19 protein-coding genes are annotated in these 17,583 nt (G+C 66.3%); 9 read left to right on the top strand and 10 right to left on the bottom strand.

The window, feature by feature from the left end:
• Positions 1-12: 12 nt before the first annotated feature.
• Positions 13-1,092, top strand: a complete 1,080-nt coding sequence (locus tag BLV94_RS08630; RefSeq protein ID WP_072951257.1) for an acyl-CoA dehydrogenase family protein — start codon at positions 13-15, stop codon at positions 1,090-1,092.
• Entirely contained in the window at positions 1,089-2,063 is a 975-nt protein-coding gene (locus BLV94_RS08625) for an acyl-CoA dehydrogenase family protein (protein ID WP_072951241.1), read from the top strand. Before BLV94_RS08630 ends, BLV94_RS08625 begins: the two co-directional genes overlap by 4 nt.
• 277 nt (positions 2,064-2,340) lie before the next feature.
• Here BLV94_RS08625 and BLV94_RS08620 read toward each other — a convergent pair whose 3' ends face one another.
• On the bottom strand, positions 2,341-3,129 hold the full coding sequence (locus BLV94_RS08620) for a FadR/GntR family transcriptional regulator (protein ID WP_072951238.1): 789 nt from the start codon (positions 3,127-3,129) through the stop codon (positions 2,341-2,343).
• Between the two features lie 77 nt (positions 3,130-3,206).
• Here BLV94_RS08620 and BLV94_RS08615 point away from each other — a divergent pair, with 77 nt between their 5' ends.
• The 6 genes from BLV94_RS08615 to BLV94_RS08590 all read left to right on the top strand — a co-directional run bounded on the left by BLV94_RS08615 (position 3,207) and on the right by BLV94_RS08590 (position 9,489).
• Positions 3,207-4,418 carry a cytochrome P450 gene (locus BLV94_RS08615; RefSeq protein ID WP_072951236.1) on the top strand — a complete coding sequence of 404 codons (1,212 nt, stop codon included), beginning with the start codon at positions 3,207-3,209 and terminating at the stop codon, positions 4,416-4,418.
• A 293-nt stretch (positions 4,419-4,711) separates the two neighbouring features.
• Positions 4,712-6,154, top strand: a complete 1,443-nt coding sequence (locus BLV94_RS08610; protein ID WP_072951233.1) for an APC family permease — start codon at positions 4,712-4,714, stop codon at positions 6,152-6,154.
• 158 nt (positions 6,155-6,312) lie between these two features.
• Positions 6,313-7,458 (top strand): acyl-CoA dehydrogenase family protein, encoded by a 1,146-nt coding sequence (locus BLV94_RS08605; RefSeq protein WP_072951231.1) that lies wholly within the window; start codon positions 6,313-6,315, stop codon positions 7,456-7,458.
• Between the two features lie 345 nt (positions 7,459-7,803).
• Complete coding sequence (locus BLV94_RS49965) at positions 7,804-8,145, top strand: hypothetical protein (RefSeq protein WP_072951229.1); 342 nt, start codon at positions 7,804-7,806, stop codon at positions 8,143-8,145.
• A 262-nt stretch (positions 8,146-8,407) separates the two neighbouring features.
• A complete protein-coding gene (locus tag BLV94_RS08595; protein WP_208613698.1) occupies positions 8,408-8,935 on the top strand; it encodes a winged helix-turn-helix domain-containing protein in 528 nt (175 codons plus the stop codon).
• Entirely contained in the window at positions 8,914-9,489 is a 576-nt protein-coding gene (locus BLV94_RS08590; protein WP_143051382.1) for an IS630 family transposase, read from the top strand. Before BLV94_RS08595 ends, BLV94_RS08590 begins: the two co-directional genes overlap by 22 nt.
• Positions 9,490-9,878: 389 nt before the next feature.
• Here the strand turns inward: BLV94_RS08590 and BLV94_RS08585 are convergent, their stop codons facing one another.
• The 4 genes from BLV94_RS08585 to BLV94_RS08570 all read right to left on the bottom strand — a co-directional run bounded on the left by BLV94_RS08585 (position 9,879) and on the right by BLV94_RS08570 (position 13,094).
• Entirely contained in the window at positions 9,879-10,322 is a 444-nt protein-coding gene (locus BLV94_RS08585) for a DoxX family protein (RefSeq protein WP_072951584.1), read from the bottom strand.
• Positions 10,323-10,410: 88 nt separating this feature from the next.
• Entirely contained in the window at positions 10,411-11,403 is a 993-nt protein-coding gene (locus BLV94_RS08580; protein WP_072951581.1) for an amidohydrolase family protein, read from the bottom strand.
• Between the two features lie 9 nt (positions 11,404-11,412).
• Entirely contained in the window at positions 11,413-12,516 is a 1,104-nt protein-coding gene (locus BLV94_RS08575) for an amidohydrolase family protein (RefSeq protein WP_072951578.1), read from the bottom strand.
• Entirely contained in the window at positions 12,513-13,094 is a 582-nt protein-coding gene (locus BLV94_RS08570) for a nuclear transport factor 2 family protein (RefSeq protein WP_072951576.1), read from the bottom strand. Before BLV94_RS08570 ends, BLV94_RS08575 begins: the two co-directional genes overlap by 4 nt.
• A 140-nt stretch (positions 13,095-13,234) precedes the next feature.
• Here BLV94_RS08570 and BLV94_RS08565 point away from each other — a divergent pair, with 140 nt between their 5' ends.
• Entirely contained in the window at positions 13,235-14,122 is an 888-nt protein-coding gene (locus tag BLV94_RS08565; RefSeq protein ID WP_072951574.1) for a LysR substrate-binding domain-containing protein, read from the top strand.
• A 55-nt stretch (positions 14,123-14,177) separates the two neighbouring features.
• On the opposite strand, the gene BLV94_RS08560 is transcribed toward BLV94_RS08565, so the two are convergent.
• The 5 genes from BLV94_RS08560 to BLV94_RS08540 all read right to left on the bottom strand — a co-directional run bounded on the left by BLV94_RS08560 (position 14,178) and on the right by BLV94_RS08540 (position 17,582).
• The gene (locus tag BLV94_RS08560; protein ID WP_072951572.1) at positions 14,178-14,585 is read right to left on the bottom strand and encodes a nuclear transport factor 2 family protein; all 408 of its coding nucleotides are present in this window, start codon (positions 14,583-14,585) and stop codon (positions 14,178-14,180) included.
• On the bottom strand, positions 14,582-14,860 hold the full coding sequence (locus BLV94_RS08555; RefSeq protein ID WP_072951586.1) for a hypothetical protein: 279 nt from the start codon (positions 14,858-14,860) through the stop codon (positions 14,582-14,584). Before BLV94_RS08555 ends, BLV94_RS08560 begins: the two co-directional genes overlap by 4 nt.
• 5 nt (positions 14,861-14,865) lie before the next feature.
• Positions 14,866-15,363, bottom strand: a complete 498-nt coding sequence (locus BLV94_RS08550; RefSeq protein ID WP_072951570.1) for a hypothetical protein — start codon at positions 15,361-15,363, stop codon at positions 14,866-14,868.
• Positions 15,364-15,390: 27 nt separating this feature from the next.
• A complete protein-coding gene (locus tag BLV94_RS08545; protein WP_083395532.1) occupies positions 15,391-16,305 on the bottom strand; it encodes an alpha/beta hydrolase in 915 nt (304 codons plus the stop codon).
• Positions 16,306-16,376: 71 nt separating this feature from the next.
• Positions 16,377-17,582 carry an acyl-CoA dehydrogenase family protein gene (locus BLV94_RS08540; RefSeq protein WP_072951565.1) on the bottom strand — a complete coding sequence of 402 codons (1,206 nt, stop codon included), beginning with the start codon at positions 17,580-17,582 and terminating at the stop codon, positions 16,377-16,379.
• Position 17,583: the final 1 nt, after the last annotated feature.

Genomic DNA, 17,583 nt, shown 5'->3' with positions numbered 1-17,583 from the left:
AGCCAGGACACGATGACTACACGAGAACAAACGCTGCGTGCGGCGGTGCGCGAATTGTGCGCCGAGTGGGACTACGAACCCCGATGCGATGCCTGGGGCGGCGACGCCGACCCCGAGTTCAGCCGGGAACTCGGGCGGCGCGGACTCCTCGCGCTGACCTGGCCGAAGGACCTTGGCGGCGCCGCGGAATCGAACCTCTCCCGCCTTGCGGTCACCGAGGAACTGCTCCGGGCCGGCGCCCCGGTTTCCTACCACTGGGCGGGCGAACGGCAGATCGGCCCGACCCTGATCCGTCACGGCAGCCGGACGCTCCAGGACGAATTCTGTCCGCGACTGGCCCGGGCCGAGATCAGCTTCGCGCTTGGGATGAGCGAACCGGACGCCGGCTCCGACCTGGCCGCCGTCCGCACCACCGCCACCCGCACCGACGAGGGCTGGGTCATCAACGGCCGCAAGGTCTGGACGAGCGGCGCCCACTTCGCCGACTACCTCTACGTCCTCGCCCGCACCTCCACAGATGGGGACCGGCACGCAGGCCTGAGTGAGTTCGTGGTCGACACCTCCGCGCCCGGGGTGCACGTGCAACCGATCATCGGCATGGACGGCGGACATCACTTCAACGAAGTCGTCTTCGACGACGTGCACGTGCCCCACCGGTGGCTGATCGGCACCGAGGGGCACGGCTGGCAGCAGGTCATCTCGCAGCTCGCCTTCGAACGCGGTGGCCCCGAACGGTTCCTGTCGATGTATCCGGTCCTGGGCGCAGTCCTCGACGCCGAAGTGTTCGACGACACCGACCGCGCCGCACTGCGCGTGCTGACCGCACAATTGACGGTTCTGCGCTCACTCGCGCGGGACATCGCGGCCGCCTTGGACGCCGGACGCAGCCCGGTCGCCGAGGCCGCCACCAGCAAGTACCTCGGAAACCGACTCGAGTTGGCCACGCTCGACTTCGTCCGGCCCCTGCTGGGCCGGTGCGATGAGCGAGTGCGCGCATTGTTCGACGCCGCCGTGATCGCCTCCCCGAAGTCGGGCCTGCGCGGCGGCGCCGCCCCGGTCATGCTGTCCATCGTCACGAAGGAAATGCAATGAGCACGACAATTCTCACCGACGAAGCCGCGCAACTGGCGGAAATCGTCGCCGATGTGGTGACTACCTGGGAACTCCCGGTTGCCGGCGGTCTCGTCTCGGAGGCCGAACACTTCCACGAACAGTGGAAGGTTGCCGAAGAATTGGGATGGACCACGATTCTCGACGACGTCGATTGCACCAGCTTCGAGGCGCTGGCCGGGTCGGCCGAACTCATCGACGCCGCTGCCGCCGCCACCCGCGCCCTCGCCCACGCAGGCGCCGCCCTCCCCGTCCGCCAGACCCTGGTTGCGCGCGCCCTCGCCGTCCAGCCGACAGCCCCCGGGCAAATCGTTGTCAGCGCGCACTCGTTCGGGGTCTGGGATCCGATCGCGACCGTCGTCGTCGGCGCCGACGGCACCACCGAAGCCCGGGCGGTGCCGGGTTCGGTGGACCGTGACGTCGCGGGCCGCCCGCTGCACCGAACCGACCCCCCGGAGGACCTCGGGGATCGACCCGACGGTGTGCTGGCCCAGTTCCTGCTCGTCCACGAAATCGCGGGCGCGGCTTCCGGCGCGATCGAGCAGGCCCGCGCCTACGTCTCCAGCCGGGTCCAGTTCGGCCGGCCCCTGATCAAGCTTCCCGCCGTGGCACAGGAGCTGGGCCGACTGACAATCGCGCAGCTCCAACTCGACGAGGCGATCGCCGAGTTCGCTCGCCGACTGCACACCGCAGACCCCGAGCGGATTCGCTTCGCTGCCACCGCGGCCCGAGCGCTCGCGGGCGATGTCGCCTCTGACGTCGCCACCCAGGCACACCAACTGCACGGTGCCCTCGGATTGACCGCGGACGCCACGCTCCGGCACCGCACCCTGCTGCTGTGGGCCGACCGGGACGAGGGGCTGCACCAACGCAGCTGGGGCGGGCACACCCTCCCGACCCGCGAGGTCGACCTGTGGTCGCTGAGCGAGCCGGAGCACGCCCACCGGCTCTAGATGGCCGTCACGCCCTTCCTCCCCGACCCTATGTCGGTCAGGCATGCCGAGCGAGCGGCACCCGGGATCCCCGCGGGCTCTCGAACAGGCGTGGAGGAGGTAGTGCGCCGGCGATCAGAAGGGTGGCGCACTCCGTCGATCCCGGGCCCAGGCGTGCGTGTTTCGCTTATTCGCGCGCCTGGGCTTCGGGGATCCGGCAACCGGCAAAGGGTCGACAGACCCCTGAAACACAGTGGCGCGCCGGGCACACTCTCGCGCGCGACCGACTGAGGTCGGGTTAACTGCCGGCGCTTGCTGCGGCGCGGGTAAATCCCAGAATTGCTTCCGCGCTGCTCGTCATGTGCTCGGCCATCAGGCGGCGCGCTCGCTCGCCGTCTCCGGCTTCGATCGCCGCGAAGATCTTGCGGTGCTGGTCATTGGAGGTGCGCCGGGCTTGCGGGCCCACTCGGAACGCCCCCATCAGTGGGGACAACTCGGCCTGCAGCTCCGTCTCTGCCCGGGCCAGCCTTTGCGACCGCGTGCACGAGGCGATGGTGACGTGAAAGGTTGCGTCACACTTGCGAAATTCCTCGAATGCCTCTGCGGCGTCCATACGTTCGATCAGTTCCCGCATCCCGTCGAGGTCCTCGGGCGTCGCGCGTTCGGCGGCCAGCGCCGCGCTCTCTCCGCCGATGGCGACGCGGTAATCGGTGAGGTCGGTGATGTACTCGTCGGTGATCGTCGCGATCCGCTTCTGCGCCTCGCGTTCGGGAACCGTAAGTGCCAGCTGTTTGACGTAGGTGCCGCCCTGGCGCCCGCGTCGGGTCTCGACGTAGCCGGCTTCGCGCATCACCGCGAGTGCTTCGCGCAAGGTCATCGCGGAGATCCCCAGCTGGTCGGCCAGTTCCGACTCGGAGGGGAGTCGTGCTCCGACGTCGAAGATGCCCAGGCCGATGGCATCGCCGAGCCGGCGAACGGTCTGCGCGACCAGCCCCTCACCGCCGATCGGGGACAGGATGACACTGCGAACGAGCAGGGACGCCGGTGAGGGGGTCCGGGAGTCGGACGCCGAGTCATTTGTATCCATTATCTTCACAGCATATAGGTCTCGAGAATGCAAAGTCGAGTACTTGCAACTCTAACATCTAATGTTAGAGTTAAAACATGAGTATCACATCTGCCACCGACGGCAATCTGCTGAAGATCACCGACCCGGGTTTCTCCGCGATGGGCGAGGAGATCCGTGCTGCCAGGAAGCGAAACTGGTATGCCCGAACTAATTACGGTATCGCGGTCCTACGTCACGGTGAGGTGGGTGCCCTGCTCAAGGATCGCCGCCTCCGGCAGGGAAGCTGGTCCTGGCCCGCGCAGAACGGCATCACCGACGGTGTGCTCTCGGACTGGTGGAAGAGCTCCCTGGTCGGCATGGAGGGTGAGGACCATGCCCGCATCCGCAAGCTGGTCAACCCCGCGTTCTCACACTCGGTCATCGCGACGATGACCGAGAGTTTCCGCGAACTCGCCCACGATGTCATCGACCAGTTCGCCGACTCCGGCGCGTGCGAGTTCATGACGGACTTCGCCGAACCGTACTCGTCTCGCGCCCTGTGCCGGCTGCTCGCCCTACCCGAAGAGGATTGGCGCGAGCTCACGCAGCTCTCGGCCGACATGGGGCTGGCCTTCGGCCCCGAGATCGCCGAGCAGCGTGCCACGATCGAAGCCGCAATCCTCGCCCTCTACGCTCGCGCCGACGAACTCGTCGCCCAGCGCCGCATCCAGCCCACCGAGGACTTCGTCTCGCAACTGGTTATCGCAACGGACGAGAACGGGGACCGGCTGAGCGATCAGGAACTTCGGGAGCTGATCACCAGCCTGATCTTCGGCGGCATGGACACCACCCGCAGCCAACTCGGTTTGATGATGCAGGCCTTCGTCGAGCACCCCGATCAATGGGCGCTGCTCGCCGACCGGCCGGAACTCGCCGCCCAGGCCGTCGAGGAAGTCATTCGCTTCAATCCGACGATCCACTGGACCACTCGACTGGCCATCGAGGACTTCTCCTTCCAGGGCGTCGACATCTCGGAGGGGACGGTGCTCCACCTCATGTCCTACTCCGCCGGCACCGACCCCCTCGCCGTCGGAGAGGCGAGCTTCGACATCACGGCCAAGCGCGCCCCCCACTTCGGTTTCGGGGGAGGGCGACATCACTGCCTCGGGCACTTCGTCGCCCGCCTCGACATCCGCGAAGCGCTGCAAGCCCTTTCGCAGCGCGTCACCCAGCCGCGATTCTCCGCCCCGCCCAGCCATCGGCCACCGACCGGGAACACCGGCCCGATCGAGCTCCCCGTGAGATTCGTTCCAGCACGCCCGAACTGACGGCAATGGCGACCGGCACGCCGTCTCGCCGGGCGGAGGGCGCGGTCGTCCCCGGCGAGAGGGCGGGGGCGGGGAAACCCACCCGCTGATACTTTTAACATAAAACCTCTTGTGTTAGCGGTATCACGGCAGTAGCGTTCTCGCTCATCGATCGGAGTGCGCGTCGTCACACCCCGGTCAAGTCACCCTCACCGAAGGAGCTCACATGACCGAGCAGGAATCCACCGTCGACAGAACCGGATCACACCGAAAGCACCCGGCGTGCATCGCCACAGCGTCGAAGGCGGCCTGACATGACGAACCCCTCCACCCCCACACCAGGCGGCGACCCCACCACGGAGGCGCATCTCGAAACGGGACGTTTGGGCAGGGCCTCACTCGTCTCGTTGTCCCTGGCCTCCTTCTTCCCAGCAGTCGGCATCGCCTTGGTGCCCCTGCTCGTGTTCAGCACCGCCGGCACCAACGCATGGCAGGCGTCACTTCTCTCCACGATCGCCGTCGTCTGCGTCGGGCGAGCAGTCACCGCCTTCGCCCGGCGATACGTCGCCACCGGATCGCTCTACTCCTACATCGGAGAGGTATTCGGCCCCTGGGCCCGATACCTGACAGCGGCCGCTCTACTCGCCGGGTTCATCGCCGCGATCGGAGCACTCGCCGCCGTCGTCGGGATCTTCGCCGGTAGCTTCTTGCTCTCCCACGGGGTCGATAACGCCCTGTCCTTCGGGCCGCAACTGGCAATCTTCCTCATCGCTCTCGCGCTCGCCGCCGCGATCGCCTACCGAGGCCTCGACACCTCGGTGTGGATCGCAGTGACCCTCGCCGTGCTGTCGTTCCCCCTCGTCCTGGTCATCACCATCGCCAGCGCCGCCAAGACTGGACTCGATCTCGCGGACCAGTTCAGCCTCAGCGAGTTCAGCCTCAGCGGAACGCTCCAGGGCATGGCAGTCGGTGCGGCCTTCCTGGTCGGCTTCGAATCCTGCACCGCACTCGCCGCGGAGACTCGCAATCCTCGCCGCAACGTTCCTCTCGCGGTCATGTCCGTCCCAGTCCTCCTCGGCGGCCTCTTTCCCCTGGTCACCATTCTCCAGGTCCCGGGACTGCAGGCCGCATCCGCCGAACTGGAGGCCGGAATGTCGGCACCCGCGGCGCTGGCGCTGCATGCCGGACTCGGCTCCGGCGTCGCCACCGCCAGCGATCTGGTCCTCGCGGTCGCCACCTTCGCCGCACTCATCGGCTTCATCAACTACGGTGCGCGATTCGCCATGACCCTCGCCGGCGACGGAATCCTGCCCGCTCCGCTGGGCAAGATCCATCCTCGCCACCACAGCCCCTTCGTCAGCATCGCGGTCATGTCCATCGCCGGGTTCGTCCTCGTCGCCGCCCTCGTCTTCACCGCGGGAGATGTGGTGTCGGCGTACTACACGGTCGCACCACTGGTCGTGTACCTGTGGGTGCTTCCGTACGTCCTGATCACCATCGGCGCCATCGTGCTCACCGTCCGCGCGGACGAGTACCGGCCTTTCCTGATCGGTACGTCCGTCTTCGGAGCCGTGGCGACCGCGTGGATGTACATCAACGGGGTCATCAATCCACCGCCCTCGCCGGCGAACGCCATGTCTTGGGTAGTGCTGATCGTCCTCGTCGTCCTCCTCGCCGTCTTCGCGATCACCAAGCGCAGAGCACCGAGCGCCGCGGTAGAAGTCGCACCGCAACCCGCTGCGGTCGAAGAAGTCTGACGAGTTCGAATCTGAGAAACCGTGGTGGCTGGAAGGACACATCCTTCCAGCCACCTCACCGTGCCCCACCGGTAAACGCAGAGGCCAAGACCAACGCCCCGCGCGCGGCTCCCGACTGCGGAGCCCCGCGCAACGACACCATCCGAGAAAGAAACATCATGAACAAGCACACACCCTCCTGGCACGACGACGAGGTGAGGGCTCTGTCCGAACTCGCGGTCGGGTTCTTCGAACGCGAGGTGGTCGCGCACCACCAGAAGTGGGACGCTCAGCATCGCATCGACCGCGAGGTATGGCTCGCCGCAGGCAAACTGGGCTTGCTGCTGTGCTCGATCCCGGAGGAGTACGGCGGCGGTGGCGGCACGTTCGCCCACGACCTCGCCGTGTTCGAGGCCCAGGGCTATGCCGGCGACCTCGCGCTCGGCATCTCGGTGCATTCGGGGATCGTGGCGCACTACCTCCTCGAGTACGGCACCGAGGAGCAGAAGACGACCTGGCTGCCGGGGATGGCGACCGGGGAGATCCTCGGTGCCATCGGCATGACCGAGCCCGGCGCCGGGTCGGATCTCAAGGCGATCAAGACCACCGCGATCCGGGACGGCGACGAGTACATCGTCAACGGGTCGAAGACGTTCATCACCAACGGCGCGTCCGCGGACATGATCGTGCTGGCGGTCAAGACCGACCCGAAGGTCGGCGCGAAGGGGGTGGCGCTGCTGATCGTGGATCTGCGGGACTGCCCCGGGTTCGCCGTCGGGAGGGTGTTGGACAAGGTCGGTCAGCACGGCGCCGACACGTCGGAGTTGTCGTTCACCGATGTGCGGGTGCCGGTGTCGAATCTGCTCGGGGCGGAGGGGCAGGGTTTTGGGCAGTTGATGGCGCAGTTGGTGCAGGAGCGGTTGATCATCGGCGCGCAGGCGTCCGGGGCGATGACTCGTGCGGTGGAGGACACCGTGGCGTACACGAAGTCGCGGCAGGCGTTCGGGCACAGTCTGTTCGAGTTCCAGAACACGGCGTTCGAGTTGGCCGAGTGTCAGACCATCGCCCGCACGTGTGCGGTGTTCCTGGACCATTGCATCGAGGCGCACCTGCGCGGGGAACTGGATCCGTCCGAGGCGGCGATGGTCAAGTACTGGCTCACCGAGCAGCAGTGTGCGGTGATCGACCGGTGCGTGCAGTTGCACGGTGGTTACGGGTACATGCGTGAGTACCTGATCGCCCGGATGTACGAGGACGCCCGCGTCCAGAAGATCTACGCGGGCGCCAACGAGGTGATGAAGGGAATCATCGCGAAGTCGCTGTAGCGGCTAGGGTCCGCGGCGGTTCTCGACCAAGAGCTGGCCGCCAGCCCTCGGGCTCGCGTGTACCCAGCGGTCCCACGAGGGGAAGCGAGGTGAATCCGAGTTTGGTGAGTCTTCCTGCGGGGCTGCACGACATCGAGCCGATCGACACCAAGATGGACGTCGGCGTGCGCGGGCGGCTCGACCGCCGGCACCAGGCCCGCCAGGCCTACGCCTTCGTCACGCACGACGCCCGCCAACCCGACGGGGCACGCCGTTACCGCGGGCCCGCCGTCCATCCTGCCCGGGTACACCCTTCGGCTGCGGGCGCACGATCACCCTCTCCGACACGGACTACCCGGACCTGCGGTGCCGTTCCAGCACGGCACCCTCGACTGGGAGGCGTCCTATCACCGCAGGGTCGGTATCGAGAGTGTGTTCGCCGACCTGAAGCAGAACCGGCTCGGTGTGCACCGCGGGTACTTCCGAGGCTGCGGACTCCGCCGCTACACCCTGCTCGCCGGATTCACCCTCGTCGCCCTGAACATCCTGAACCTGCACGACTGGGCCACCCGGCGCGAGGTTCTCGATTCCTGGGGTCGGTTCCTCGGCGAGCCGGAGCCCGAACGCCGACCCCGACGGCGGCGGCGCAGCACCCCATCCGCCACTCGCCACGCAGCATCTCTGGCTGCCAGGGGACCGGGCAGATAGCTACCCCGCCCCGGCAACGGAATCCACGGATCCCGGTGGCCGACCTCGCCTGTCCGTCGAAAATGACCCATTATCGGGCACGGGTTCGCCAGATTCACCGCACCACAGAGTCGAACGTCTCGCACACCGACCGAAGAAGCGGGCGTCACAGCGTCGAATGCGCAGAAAGTAGGGTCCGAGTCCGATCCCGGGCCTAAAGATGTTTCGGTAATAGGGTGTGTCGTTGCGCGTGATTCGCACCGTGCTGCTTGATCATTGATGAATGGCAGGGAAGGAAACCGGTTCCGGCGTGGGGTCCGACGCCCGGAAAGTCAAGCGGCGCGGCGGTCGCCGTGACCTCGGGGCGTTGCGTGACCGGCGGATGCAGGCCGCGGAGATGTTCGCCGCAGGGCGGCGGCAGGTGGATGTCGCGGTCGAGTTGGAGGTCTCCCAGCAGACCGCCTCACGCTGGCATCGACAGTGGATCGAAGGAGGCAACGAGGCATTGGAAGGTGCCGGTCGCGCGGGACGTCGGTCCCGGCTCGATGACGCCCAGATCGCCGTGATCCGAGAGGAATTGCTGAAAGGGCCCCAGGCTCACGGCTTCGCGACCGGGGTGTGGACGCTGGGCCGGGTCGCGATCGTGATCGAGCGGCTCACCGGCGTGACCTACGGACCCACCCAGACCTGGACGATCCTGCGGACCAGGCTGGGCTGGAGCCGCCAGCGTCCCGCACGGCGGGCAGTCGAACGCGACGAGGACGCCATCGTCGCCTGGCGCGAGAACGAGTGGCCGCGGATAAAAAAATAGCGCGGCGCCAAGGTGCATGGATCTGCTTCCAGGACGAAAGCGGTGTGTCGCTGCTCCCGGTGGTCCGAGCAACCTGGGCGCCGAAAGGCGTGACACCGGTTCTGCATCATCGATTCTCCTGGAAACGCATGTCCATGGCCGGGGTCCTGGCCTATCGACACGACCGCAGTCGCAGCGCGTTCGTGTTCTCCATGACCGACGGCGCCTACAACACCGACAAGCTCATCGAGTTTCTCACCGAATTACGCACCCATTTCGCCGGCGAGAAGGTCATCGTGATCTGGGACGGGCTCATGGCCCACCGGTCCCGCGCGATGACCGCGTGGCTGGCCACCCAACGCGACTGGCTCCACGTCGAACGCCTCCCTGCCTATGCTCCTGAGCTCAACCCGATCGAACAGGTCTGGGGCAACATGAAATCCACCGAACTGGCCAACCTGTGCCCCGATACCCTCGACGAGGTCCGCGTGGCGACCGAGTTCGGGCTGACCCGAGTCGGCTCGAGCTACGACCTGTGTCAGAGCTTCCTCGACCACACCGGACTTTCCTTATGATCAGTTCTCACTCAATTACCGAAACATCTTTAATAGGTGAACCCAACATGGCCTATTGGGTGAACACCCGAGGGATGGAGGGATCTTCACCTGTGGCGAGCGATGGTGCATGCCTTGGTATCTCCCCGAACTGATGGTGCGGCAATCACGCGTAAGAGGGGCTGCCAATCACACCTGTTTCGCTGCGTAGCGTTGGGGCGCGCGGCCCAAGTCTTGCTGCAGCACCTGTGCGACCCACTGGGAGCGCCACCGTCAGGGTGAAATAGGCGCAGCAGGTGGTATCAGACCTGTGGGAAGCGTTTGCTCACGGCGGATGTGAGTTGACTGATAGACGTACACCATGGGTACTGGCGCTGGTCGGCGTGCCGGGAGTGTCGGTGGTTAGGACGTCACGACGCCAATTGAGTCTTCGGTGCCGGTGCGCGGCGGTAGTTGGTGGAGTCGACCATTGCGAAGAGCAGTCCGCCGAACATGGCGACGTTCTTGTGGAATTGGGTCCGTTGCAGCTTGCGCGCGGCGGGATCGTCGATTGCCCAGAAGTTGTGTCCGGCGATGGTCGTGGGAATGAGGGAAAGAACCAAGGCCAGTGCGGAGGCTCGGGGGTAGACGCCGACCGCGAGGAGTGACCCTCCGACTGCTTGTACCGAAGCGTTGCCGCGGACGATCAGTTCGTCGTTCTGTGGCAACGGCAGGATCTTCCGGATCGCGTCGAGAGCGCCGGTGGCCATCTGCACACGTGCGCCGGGGGTGCGGAGGGCGTCCCAGCCGAGCACAGCGTAGGTGGATCCGGTGGCTATCCGTGCTCCGACGCGGAGCAGTGTGGCGGTCTTCATTTGGGGGTGAACCTTTCTTGTTGGGTCGATGCGCATGGAGTTGCGGCTCTGTGCCGAGATGATTGGCGCGTCGGCCCGTGGTGGTGTGTCAGACGCCGAGGAGCTTTTCGGTGTTCTGGTGGGCGATCTGGTGTTTCGCCTCGTCGGGTAGGTTTGCTTCTTCGAGGAAGGCGACCGCACCATCGTTGCCGAGGAAGGGATAGTCGACGGAGTAAAGGATCCGGTCGACGCCGAGGGTTTCCACGCAGAACTGCAGTTGCGCCTGGCTGAACATCCCCGACGGGGTGATGTAGACGTTGCCTCGGACGTAGTCTGAGATGGCGCGGTCGAGATTGGTCAGTGACTGCGGCAGGGCTTCGTCGAGCCGGTCGAGGTAGAAGGGGATCATCTCGCCCCAATGCCCCAGGATGAACTGCAGGTTCGGGTAGCGGTCGAGGACTCCGGAGAGCACCAGGTGCAGAAAGTGGACGGCGGTTTCCTGATGCCAGCCCCAGGCGCTGGTCTGCAGCCGCGCGGTGACCAGCGGCGCCAGCCCCGCGTAGTTGGAGTCGGAGGTTTCGCGGGGCGGCACCGCCGGGTGTAGGTAGATCGGCACATTGCGGGCGGCGGCGGTGGCCAGGATCGGGTCGAAGCGGGGTGCGTCGAGGAACTGTCCGTCGGTGCGGCCGTTGATCATGGTGCCGACGAATCCGAGGTCGTCGATGCAGCGGGCGAGTTCGGTGGCGGCCGCGTCGGGGGCGGTGGTCGGCAGGGCGGCGAACGCGGCGAAGCGGTCCGGGTGAGCGCGGACGGCGGCCGCGGCGGTGTCGTTGGCGGCGCGGACCAGTTCCGGTGCCACGTCCGCCGGGACCTGCTGGGTGGTCAGGCACGACAGGACCTGCATGCTGATGCCGTGGGTGTCCATGTCGGCGATCCGGCCTTCGCCGAGATCCTGCAGTACCTGTGCCGTGGGGGTGTAGCTGAGCCCGCTGGCAGGATCGTAGGCGGCAGCGAAGTCAGGGCTCAGTTCTCGGGCAAGTGGGGAGCTGGCGGCGGCGATCGCAGGGTCGAGGTAATGCTCCTCGAGGGTGATGATCCTCATGGGTGCTCCCTATTCGGCGGCGGATCGATGAACGGGTACTCCGGCGATGTAGACGGCGCGGATGTTGCCGGTCGCTGCGATGGAGGCGGTGGGATCACCGTCGACGAGCAGCAGGTCCGAACGCAGTCCGGGACGGATGCGGCCGCGGTCGGGCAGGTCGAACACGTCGGCGGTGCGGCTGGTCGCCGCGCGCAGCGCGTCTGTCGGGGTCAGGCCGGCGTCGACGAGCAGTTCGAGTTCGTGGTGCAGGCTCGTCCCGTGTGCGACCTGAGTGGGGGCACCGGGTTCGGTGTTGGCGTCCGTGCCCGCCAGCACCGTGACGCCTTCCTGCTGCAGTGCGGTCACGCTGCGCAGCGATCCGGCGAACGCCTGCGCGTTTCCGTGTGACGATGCGATCCCCTCCATCAAGGTCAAGGTGGGGACGGCAACCGCGTCGTTGTCTGCCATGCGTTTTACGGTGTCGGCGTCCAGGGGCGGACCCAGCGGAATGTGGGTGAAAATGTCGGCCCCGGCGTCGAGTGCCATCGCGAAGGCACCGTGAGTGGCGGCGTGCGCAATGACTTTCTTCCCGTGTTCGTGCGCAGCGTCCACGAGTGCGGTCAGGGTGGGCTGATCTGGTCCGCCATCACCGGGTGCCTCGGCCACGATCTTGATGTAGTCGGCGCCCTCGGCGTTGCATGCGTCGACGAATCGCGCTGCCTGGTCGGGGTTGGTGACCACAGCCTCTTCGGGAACGAAGCGGGCATGGTTGCCGGCAGGACCGATCGCAGGCAGGCCGGGGCTGCGGAGGTCGGCGAGACCCTCGCGTCCGGCGATGTCGCGGAGTGAGGCGAGTTTCCCGGCCGGCCAGGTGGCCATGTCGAGGCCGGTGGTCACGCCGAAGCTCGCGAGCTGCTGAAGAGTGTCGCTGCTGTGTAGATGAATGTGTGCGTCCATAAGCCCGGGCAGCAGGGTGGCGCCGGAACCGTCTATGTCGGTGACGGTTTCGCGTCCATGGTTGGTGCCTGCGGGGTCGATGGCGATAATCCCGGTGGCGTCGAAGGTGACATCCTTGCGGTCGGGGAGCAGTTGTTCGCCGTCGAACACACGGACGTCGGTGATACGGGTGGTCATTGCTTGTCCTCCAACCACAGCTGTGCTGAGTGTTTGATGCTGGCTTCGAGGTCGCTGCCCTTGGTGGCGAAAGCGCCGGTGACGGGGAAGCCGCTCTTGTCGAGCAGGTAAGCCAGGGCGGCGTACTCGGGTGGGTACTTCGTAGTGGTGTCGGCGTCGATGTCGACGATGCCGCAGGGGAAGGTGAACGAGCCCATGTCGTAGATGCTGCGACGGTCGACGATCTTCCAGATGCCGTCGCGTTTCTCGACGCGGTCGAGGAATCGATTGTGGCTGAGACAGCCGAGCTTCAGTGCCACGTTCTCGGCGACGACCATCGCATTGGTCTCGGCGACCGCCCGATCGCCGCGAAACGTCACGACCGGAGAAGTGATGACATGCTTGGTCCGCAGATCGGACTCGCCCATCCGGGCGGAAGCATCGACGAAGTCGGTGAAGAGCCCTGTGAACCAAGTAATTTCGATGACACCATCGGGGTGGAACAACTCTCGCATCGCGTCCCACTGGGCGAGGTCGCGGCGGATCCATCCGGTCATCAGGTCGTCGATCGCTCGTCGGTCGGCGAGGTAGGAATCCATTCGTGTCTTCGCTTTCGTGCTGTATGGGGTCGGGCCCGAGGTGTCGGGCGGTCCTGTTTCAGCGTGCTCCCCAGCCGTCATCATTACAATGAGAAAGATCTGACTGATTGATCATCTTGAATGATGGATGGTGGTGAGCGGTGGAATTGCGTCATCTGCGGTACTTCGTGGCGGTCGCGGAAGAGCGGCATTTCGGCCGCGCCGCGGAGAGGCTGCATGTGGTGCAGCCGACGCTGAGCATGCAGGTTCGGGCACTCGAGAAGGAACTGGGTGGGCCGTTGTTCGTGCGGACCAGTCGCCGCGTCGAGTTGACCGAGGCGGGCACCGCCTTCCTGGTCGAGGCTCGGCGGGCGCTGGTCCAGGCGGAGTGGGCGAAGACGACGGCGCAGCGCTCCCTGCGTGGTGAGATCGGCTCCGTGCGCGTCGGTTTTGCGGGGGTGGTGGTATTGATCGGCAAGCTCGGGCGGGACCTGGAGGTGTTCCACGGGCGGTACCCGCAGGCTCGGATCGAGTTGCGGGAGCTGGTGCCGCGGGCGCAGGGGGAGGCGATCCTGTCCGGTGAACTGGACGTCGGGTACAGCCCGGGATTCGGTGCGGTGGTGCATCCGGACCTGCGCGCCGACCGAATCGGGACCTCGCCGCTGGTTGTGGCGATGTCGGATCGGCACCGGCTTGCTGACCGAAGCACTGTCCCGTTCCGGGACCTGGGGGCGGAGCTGCTGCTCGTGTATTCGGAGGGCGGCGAGGATGATTCGACGGTTGACGACCTGAAGGCGCAACTCGGTGGACATCCCCCCGACTGCTTTCGGCACCTGTCGAGCACTCTGAGCGTGCTTGCCATGGCTTCCGCCGGGCTCGGGGTGGCGCTGGTTCCGGCGCAGACCGCGCACATCGCGATCCCGGGTCTGACATTTCGTCCCCTGGAAGAATCGGGCATCGTCGCGGAGTTGCTGGTCCTGAGCAGGCGTGAGGAGACCAGCGGGGCGGCGCGAGCGCTGCTGGAGATCGCGCGCTCGGCGACCGCGTAGCCGGGTCCCACCACGGATGGTCCGGGCGGGTAGGGCGGGGTGGACGACACGGCGATCAGGACTCGGCCGGCATCGGGGTGGACTGGAACAGCTCGAGACGGATTCTGTCGTCGTATCGCCGCCAGACCGCGGTGGCGCGGGCATGGATCTGGCGTGGACCGGTGGGGAAGATCAGCTGCGCGTGCATGCGGTAGGTGAGCGCGATGGTTGATCCCAGAGCGGTTACGTGAGGATTCTCCGCGGTGACCGCCGCATACCTGAATTGGCCGGTGGCCAGCTTCGTCAGGTACTCGCGCTTGGTGTCGATCTCGCCCGAGGAGTGAATGTAGCGCGCGCCGTCGGCGATCAGCGCATCCAGGGTGTCCAGGTCGCCATCGGTCATCGCCACGAGCCGGGCGCTGTCGGCGTCGAGAACATCTGTCCGGTAGCCGGTGTCGCAGAATTCGGTCAGGTGTCCGGTCACCGGGTCGGCACCTGATCGCTGAACGGAGCGTCGGGCAGTCTGTTGCGGCACAATCCGGTGAGAATCTCGCGGACACCGTGATCGAGACGGGTGTGGCCGTCGCGGAGGATCTCCGCAAGCCGTCGATAGAACGTCGCAGGCGTGATCCCGAACTGGGGAAGGATGTATTCGTCACCGCTGTCGAACGGCGCCCAGCGCAGGGCGAATCCGACGATCTCGCGTGTCCCTCCGCTGGAGGAGTGTGAATGCTGTTCTGGCTGCAAGATCGTCGCCATGGTGTTCACCTCTGGTGTGTCGCGTGATGGACCGGCGCGGAACCGTCGGCAGAAATGGTCGCCGACGCATGGCGGGCATACGCTTCCCGTACCGCGGGAAGCAGCCCGGCGGCGGCCACGGGATCTGCCCGTTCGGTGACGAGTTTGAGGATGTTGCCGCTGCGCCGGTCGGCGGGAACGTCGTCCCCTCGGGCGGCGATGAGGGCATGGAAGTGCTTGTGGTTTTCCCCGAAGACCATCAAATAGGTCGCGGGGGCGCCGGTGACCTCGGTGACTGCTGCGGTCAGATCGCGCGCCCGGCGGCCGAGGGTGTCCAGTTCGGTGTCGTCGAGGCCGGTGATGCGTTCGGCGTGCCGGCGGGCTCGCAGCACGAACCAGCCGGGCACCTCCATGCCGGTAACGATTTCCCCGGCCCACAGGTTGTCGCGGAAGACGGCCGCGTCTTGACCGGACTTCTCTTGGACGCACATCAGGCAGTCGGGATGGGTGGTGTTGTCGGACATGGCTTTTCTTACCTTCGATTCGGTGAGTCAGCGTGCAGGAGCAGAGACGCCCCGGCGTGGGCGCGTGGAGTGGGAAGCCAAGGCACAGTCGAGGGCGAAGGCAAGCTGCCGCAGATGCAGGGCAGCGCCGGTGAGGTGGTGGTCGAGGCAATGGCCCACACCTGGGACGATCTCGGACGTGACGCGGAGCTCGCCGGGGAACTTCGAAATGAAGAGTTCGCGGGCGTCGCTGGAAGAGTCCCAGAGTGCATCGAATTCGGCGAGGGCGTGGTGTACCGGGACGTCGATGTCGGCGGCGACAGGGTCGAGCCGTGTGGCCGCCCACCTCGGTGCAGCGGCCAGTTCTACCATGGGCGCCGGGGCATAGGAGTGCCGTGCGGCCTCGACTGCCGCCGCGGTGTAGCTGCCCTCCGGTCCGTACCACAGCTTTTCCCGCTCGGGTATCGGGACGTCCACGATCCCGTGCAGGGGCAGGGCGCCGAGTTCTTCGGCCGCGCCGTGAGAGGGAATGCGTGCGCCCATCCCCGTGGCCGAGATCCCGAACAGACACCAGGAAGGACGCCGGGCGGCGATCTCGAGGCCAATCATCCCGCCGATGGAATGCCCCACGAGTACGACACCGGCAGCGTTGTCGTCCGAGGCGAGTAGTTCTTCGATGCCGTTGTCGAGTAGTTCGGCTTGCCGGGCGAACGTGTTCTCTTCCGCGAGAAGAGGGTCACTGTCGCCGTATCCGGGGCGGTCGATGGTGATCAGGTCGAATCCATTGCGGTTGGCGATTTCCGCGAACGATCCGGCAGCCGAGCCCGGCACATCGAAGTACCGCCCGGTGTAGAGACCACCGTGCAGGGCAACGAGCAGCGGCACTTGCGGGTTCCGGTGCTCCGAGGGATACAGGTGCGCCGCAAGGCGGTGGCTCTGTACCACAGTGCTGAGTGTACGCATGAGGTCGTCTCCGTTCGAGTGAGGCGGATGCGTGTGAGCGCCGTCGGCCGCCTCACCCGCGGGTTGGATGGTCAGATGAGAGGAGTGATCTGGTCGTCGCGGCCGAGGAGGGCCTTGCCGTAGACCTCGTAGTTGACTGCCGGCAAGGTGACCGCATGGCGTGCAGCGACATTCGAGTCACGCCAGATGCGTTGCAGCGGGTTGTTTTCCCCGAAGCTGCCGGCGCCGTGTGCGGAGACGAGGATGTTGATGGCCTTGGTGATGTGGTCGAGGACCCAGCCGGTGTCGGCGCGGACACGGGTACGGGCGATCACGTCGGGGTAGACGCCGCTCGCCGCGGCGGTGTCGATGTCGTCGGCGGCCCGGTAGGCGTGCAGGTGGGCGGTGTCGATGAGCATCGCGGCCTCGGCGATCTGGAGCTGGAAGGCCACCGAGTCGGACTGGGCGGTGTAGAAGGTGTAGGAAATGGCCTTCGTGTCGGCTTTGGCGGTGACCAGTTCGAGGGCCTTGCGTCCCATGCCGAGCTGCGGGCCGGCAAGCACGAGCGAGAGCAGCGGAACGAACGCCGACCGGTACAGGATCTCGTCGGTGTGCTCGGTGGCGTAGTCGCCGCCGATCGCGGCGGGGACGGGCAGGATGCGGTGCTCGGGGACGAATACGTCGGTGGCGATCAGGCAGTTCGACCCGGAGGATTTCATGCCGGCGACGAACCAGGTTTCCTCGAAACCGAGATCCGTGCGGGGGATCAGGGCCAGTCCCTGGTCGATCACCTCGCCGTCCGCGTTGGTGATCGGGATGCCCAGGACCGCCCAACTCGCGTGCCAGGAGCCGGAGTTGTAGTACCAGCGGCCGGTCACCTTGAAGCCGCCGTCGACCTTCACTGCCTCCGAGGTCGGGGAGAGCACTCCGGACACCTTCGCATCAGGTGTGTCGGCCCAGACGTCGTCCTGTGCCTCTTCGGGGAACAGGCCGGTCAGCCAGGCGCAGACGTTGCAGAGGGTGACCACCCAAGCGGTGCCGCCGTCGGCCTCGCCTACTGCCGCCGAGACGTCGAGCATGGTGCGCATGGAGGTCTCGTAGCCGCCGTAGCGGCGGGGCTGGGCGACCTTGAAGGCGCCGGCGTCGGTGAGGGCGGTGATCGACTCCTCGACGACGCGGCGGTCCGCTTCTCCTTGCGCGGAATTCTTCGCCAGCACTGGCTGCAGATCGCGGACGCGGCCGACGATCTCGTCGGCACTGGGGACGGTGGTGTGCGGGGCATCGGTGACGGTAGTCATA

The sequence above is a fragment of the Rhodococcus koreensis genome (assembly GCF_900105905.1).
In the GTDB taxonomy this organism is placed as follows: Bacteria; Actinomycetota; Actinomycetes; order Mycobacteriales; family Mycobacteriaceae; genus Rhodococcus_F; species Rhodococcus_F koreensis.
The sequence above is the reverse complement of the archived record's forward strand: the minus strand, read 5'-3'. Positions and strand labels throughout refer to the sequence as shown.

Excerpts from the sequence above, each read along its gene's own strand:
- BLV94_RS08545 (WP_083395532.1), bottom strand. The coding sequence starts at position 16,305 with ATGCGTACACTCAGCACTGTGGTACAGAGCCACCGCCTTGCGGCGCAC.
- BLV94_RS08570 (WP_072951576.1), bottom strand. The coding sequence starts at position 13,094 with ATGGATTCCTACCTCGCCGACCGACGAGCGATCGACGACCTGATGACC.
- BLV94_RS08585 (WP_072951584.1), bottom strand. The coding sequence starts at position 10,322 with ATGAAGACCGCCACACTGCTCCGCGTCGGAGCACGGATAGCCACCGGA.
- BLV94_RS08550 (WP_072951570.1), bottom strand. The coding sequence starts at position 15,363 with ATGTCCGACAACACCACCCATCCCGACTGCCTGATGTGCGTCCAAGAG.
- BLV94_RS08630 (WP_072951257.1), top strand. The coding sequence starts at position 13 with ATGACTACACGAGAACAAACGCTGCGTGCGGCGGTGCGCGAATTGTGC.
- BLV94_RS08580 (WP_072951581.1), bottom strand. The coding sequence starts at position 11,403 with ATGAGGATCATCACCCTCGAGGAGCATTACCTCGACCCTGCGATCGCC.
- BLV94_RS08625 (WP_072951241.1), top strand. The coding sequence starts at position 1,089 with ATGAGCACGACAATTCTCACCGACGAAGCCGCGCAACTGGCGGAAATC.
- BLV94_RS08595 (WP_208613698.1), top strand. The coding sequence starts at position 8,408 with ATGGCAGGGAAGGAAACCGGTTCCGGCGTGGGGTCCGACGCCCGGAAA.
- BLV94_RS08620 (WP_072951238.1), bottom strand. The coding sequence starts at position 3,129 with ATGGATACAAATGACTCGGCGTCCGACTCCCGGACCCCCTCACCGGCG.
- BLV94_RS08615 (WP_072951236.1), top strand. The coding sequence starts at position 3,207 with ATGAGTATCACATCTGCCACCGACGGCAATCTGCTGAAGATCACCGAC.
- BLV94_RS08610 (WP_072951233.1), top strand. The coding sequence starts at position 4,712 with ATGACGAACCCCTCCACCCCCACACCAGGCGGCGACCCCACCACGGAG.
- BLV94_RS08575 (WP_072951578.1), bottom strand. The coding sequence starts at position 12,516 with ATGACCACCCGTATCACCGACGTCCGTGTGTTCGACGGCGAACAACTG.
- BLV94_RS08540 (WP_072951565.1), bottom strand. The coding sequence starts at position 17,582 with ATGACTACCGTCACCGATGCCCCGCACACCACCGTCCCCAGTGCCGAC.
- BLV94_RS08605 (WP_072951231.1), top strand. The coding sequence starts at position 6,313 with ATGAACAAGCACACACCCTCCTGGCACGACGACGAGGTGAGGGCTCTG.
- BLV94_RS08555 (WP_072951586.1), bottom strand. The coding sequence starts at position 14,860 with ATGGCGACGATCTTGCAGCCAGAACAGCATTCACACTCCTCCAGCGGA.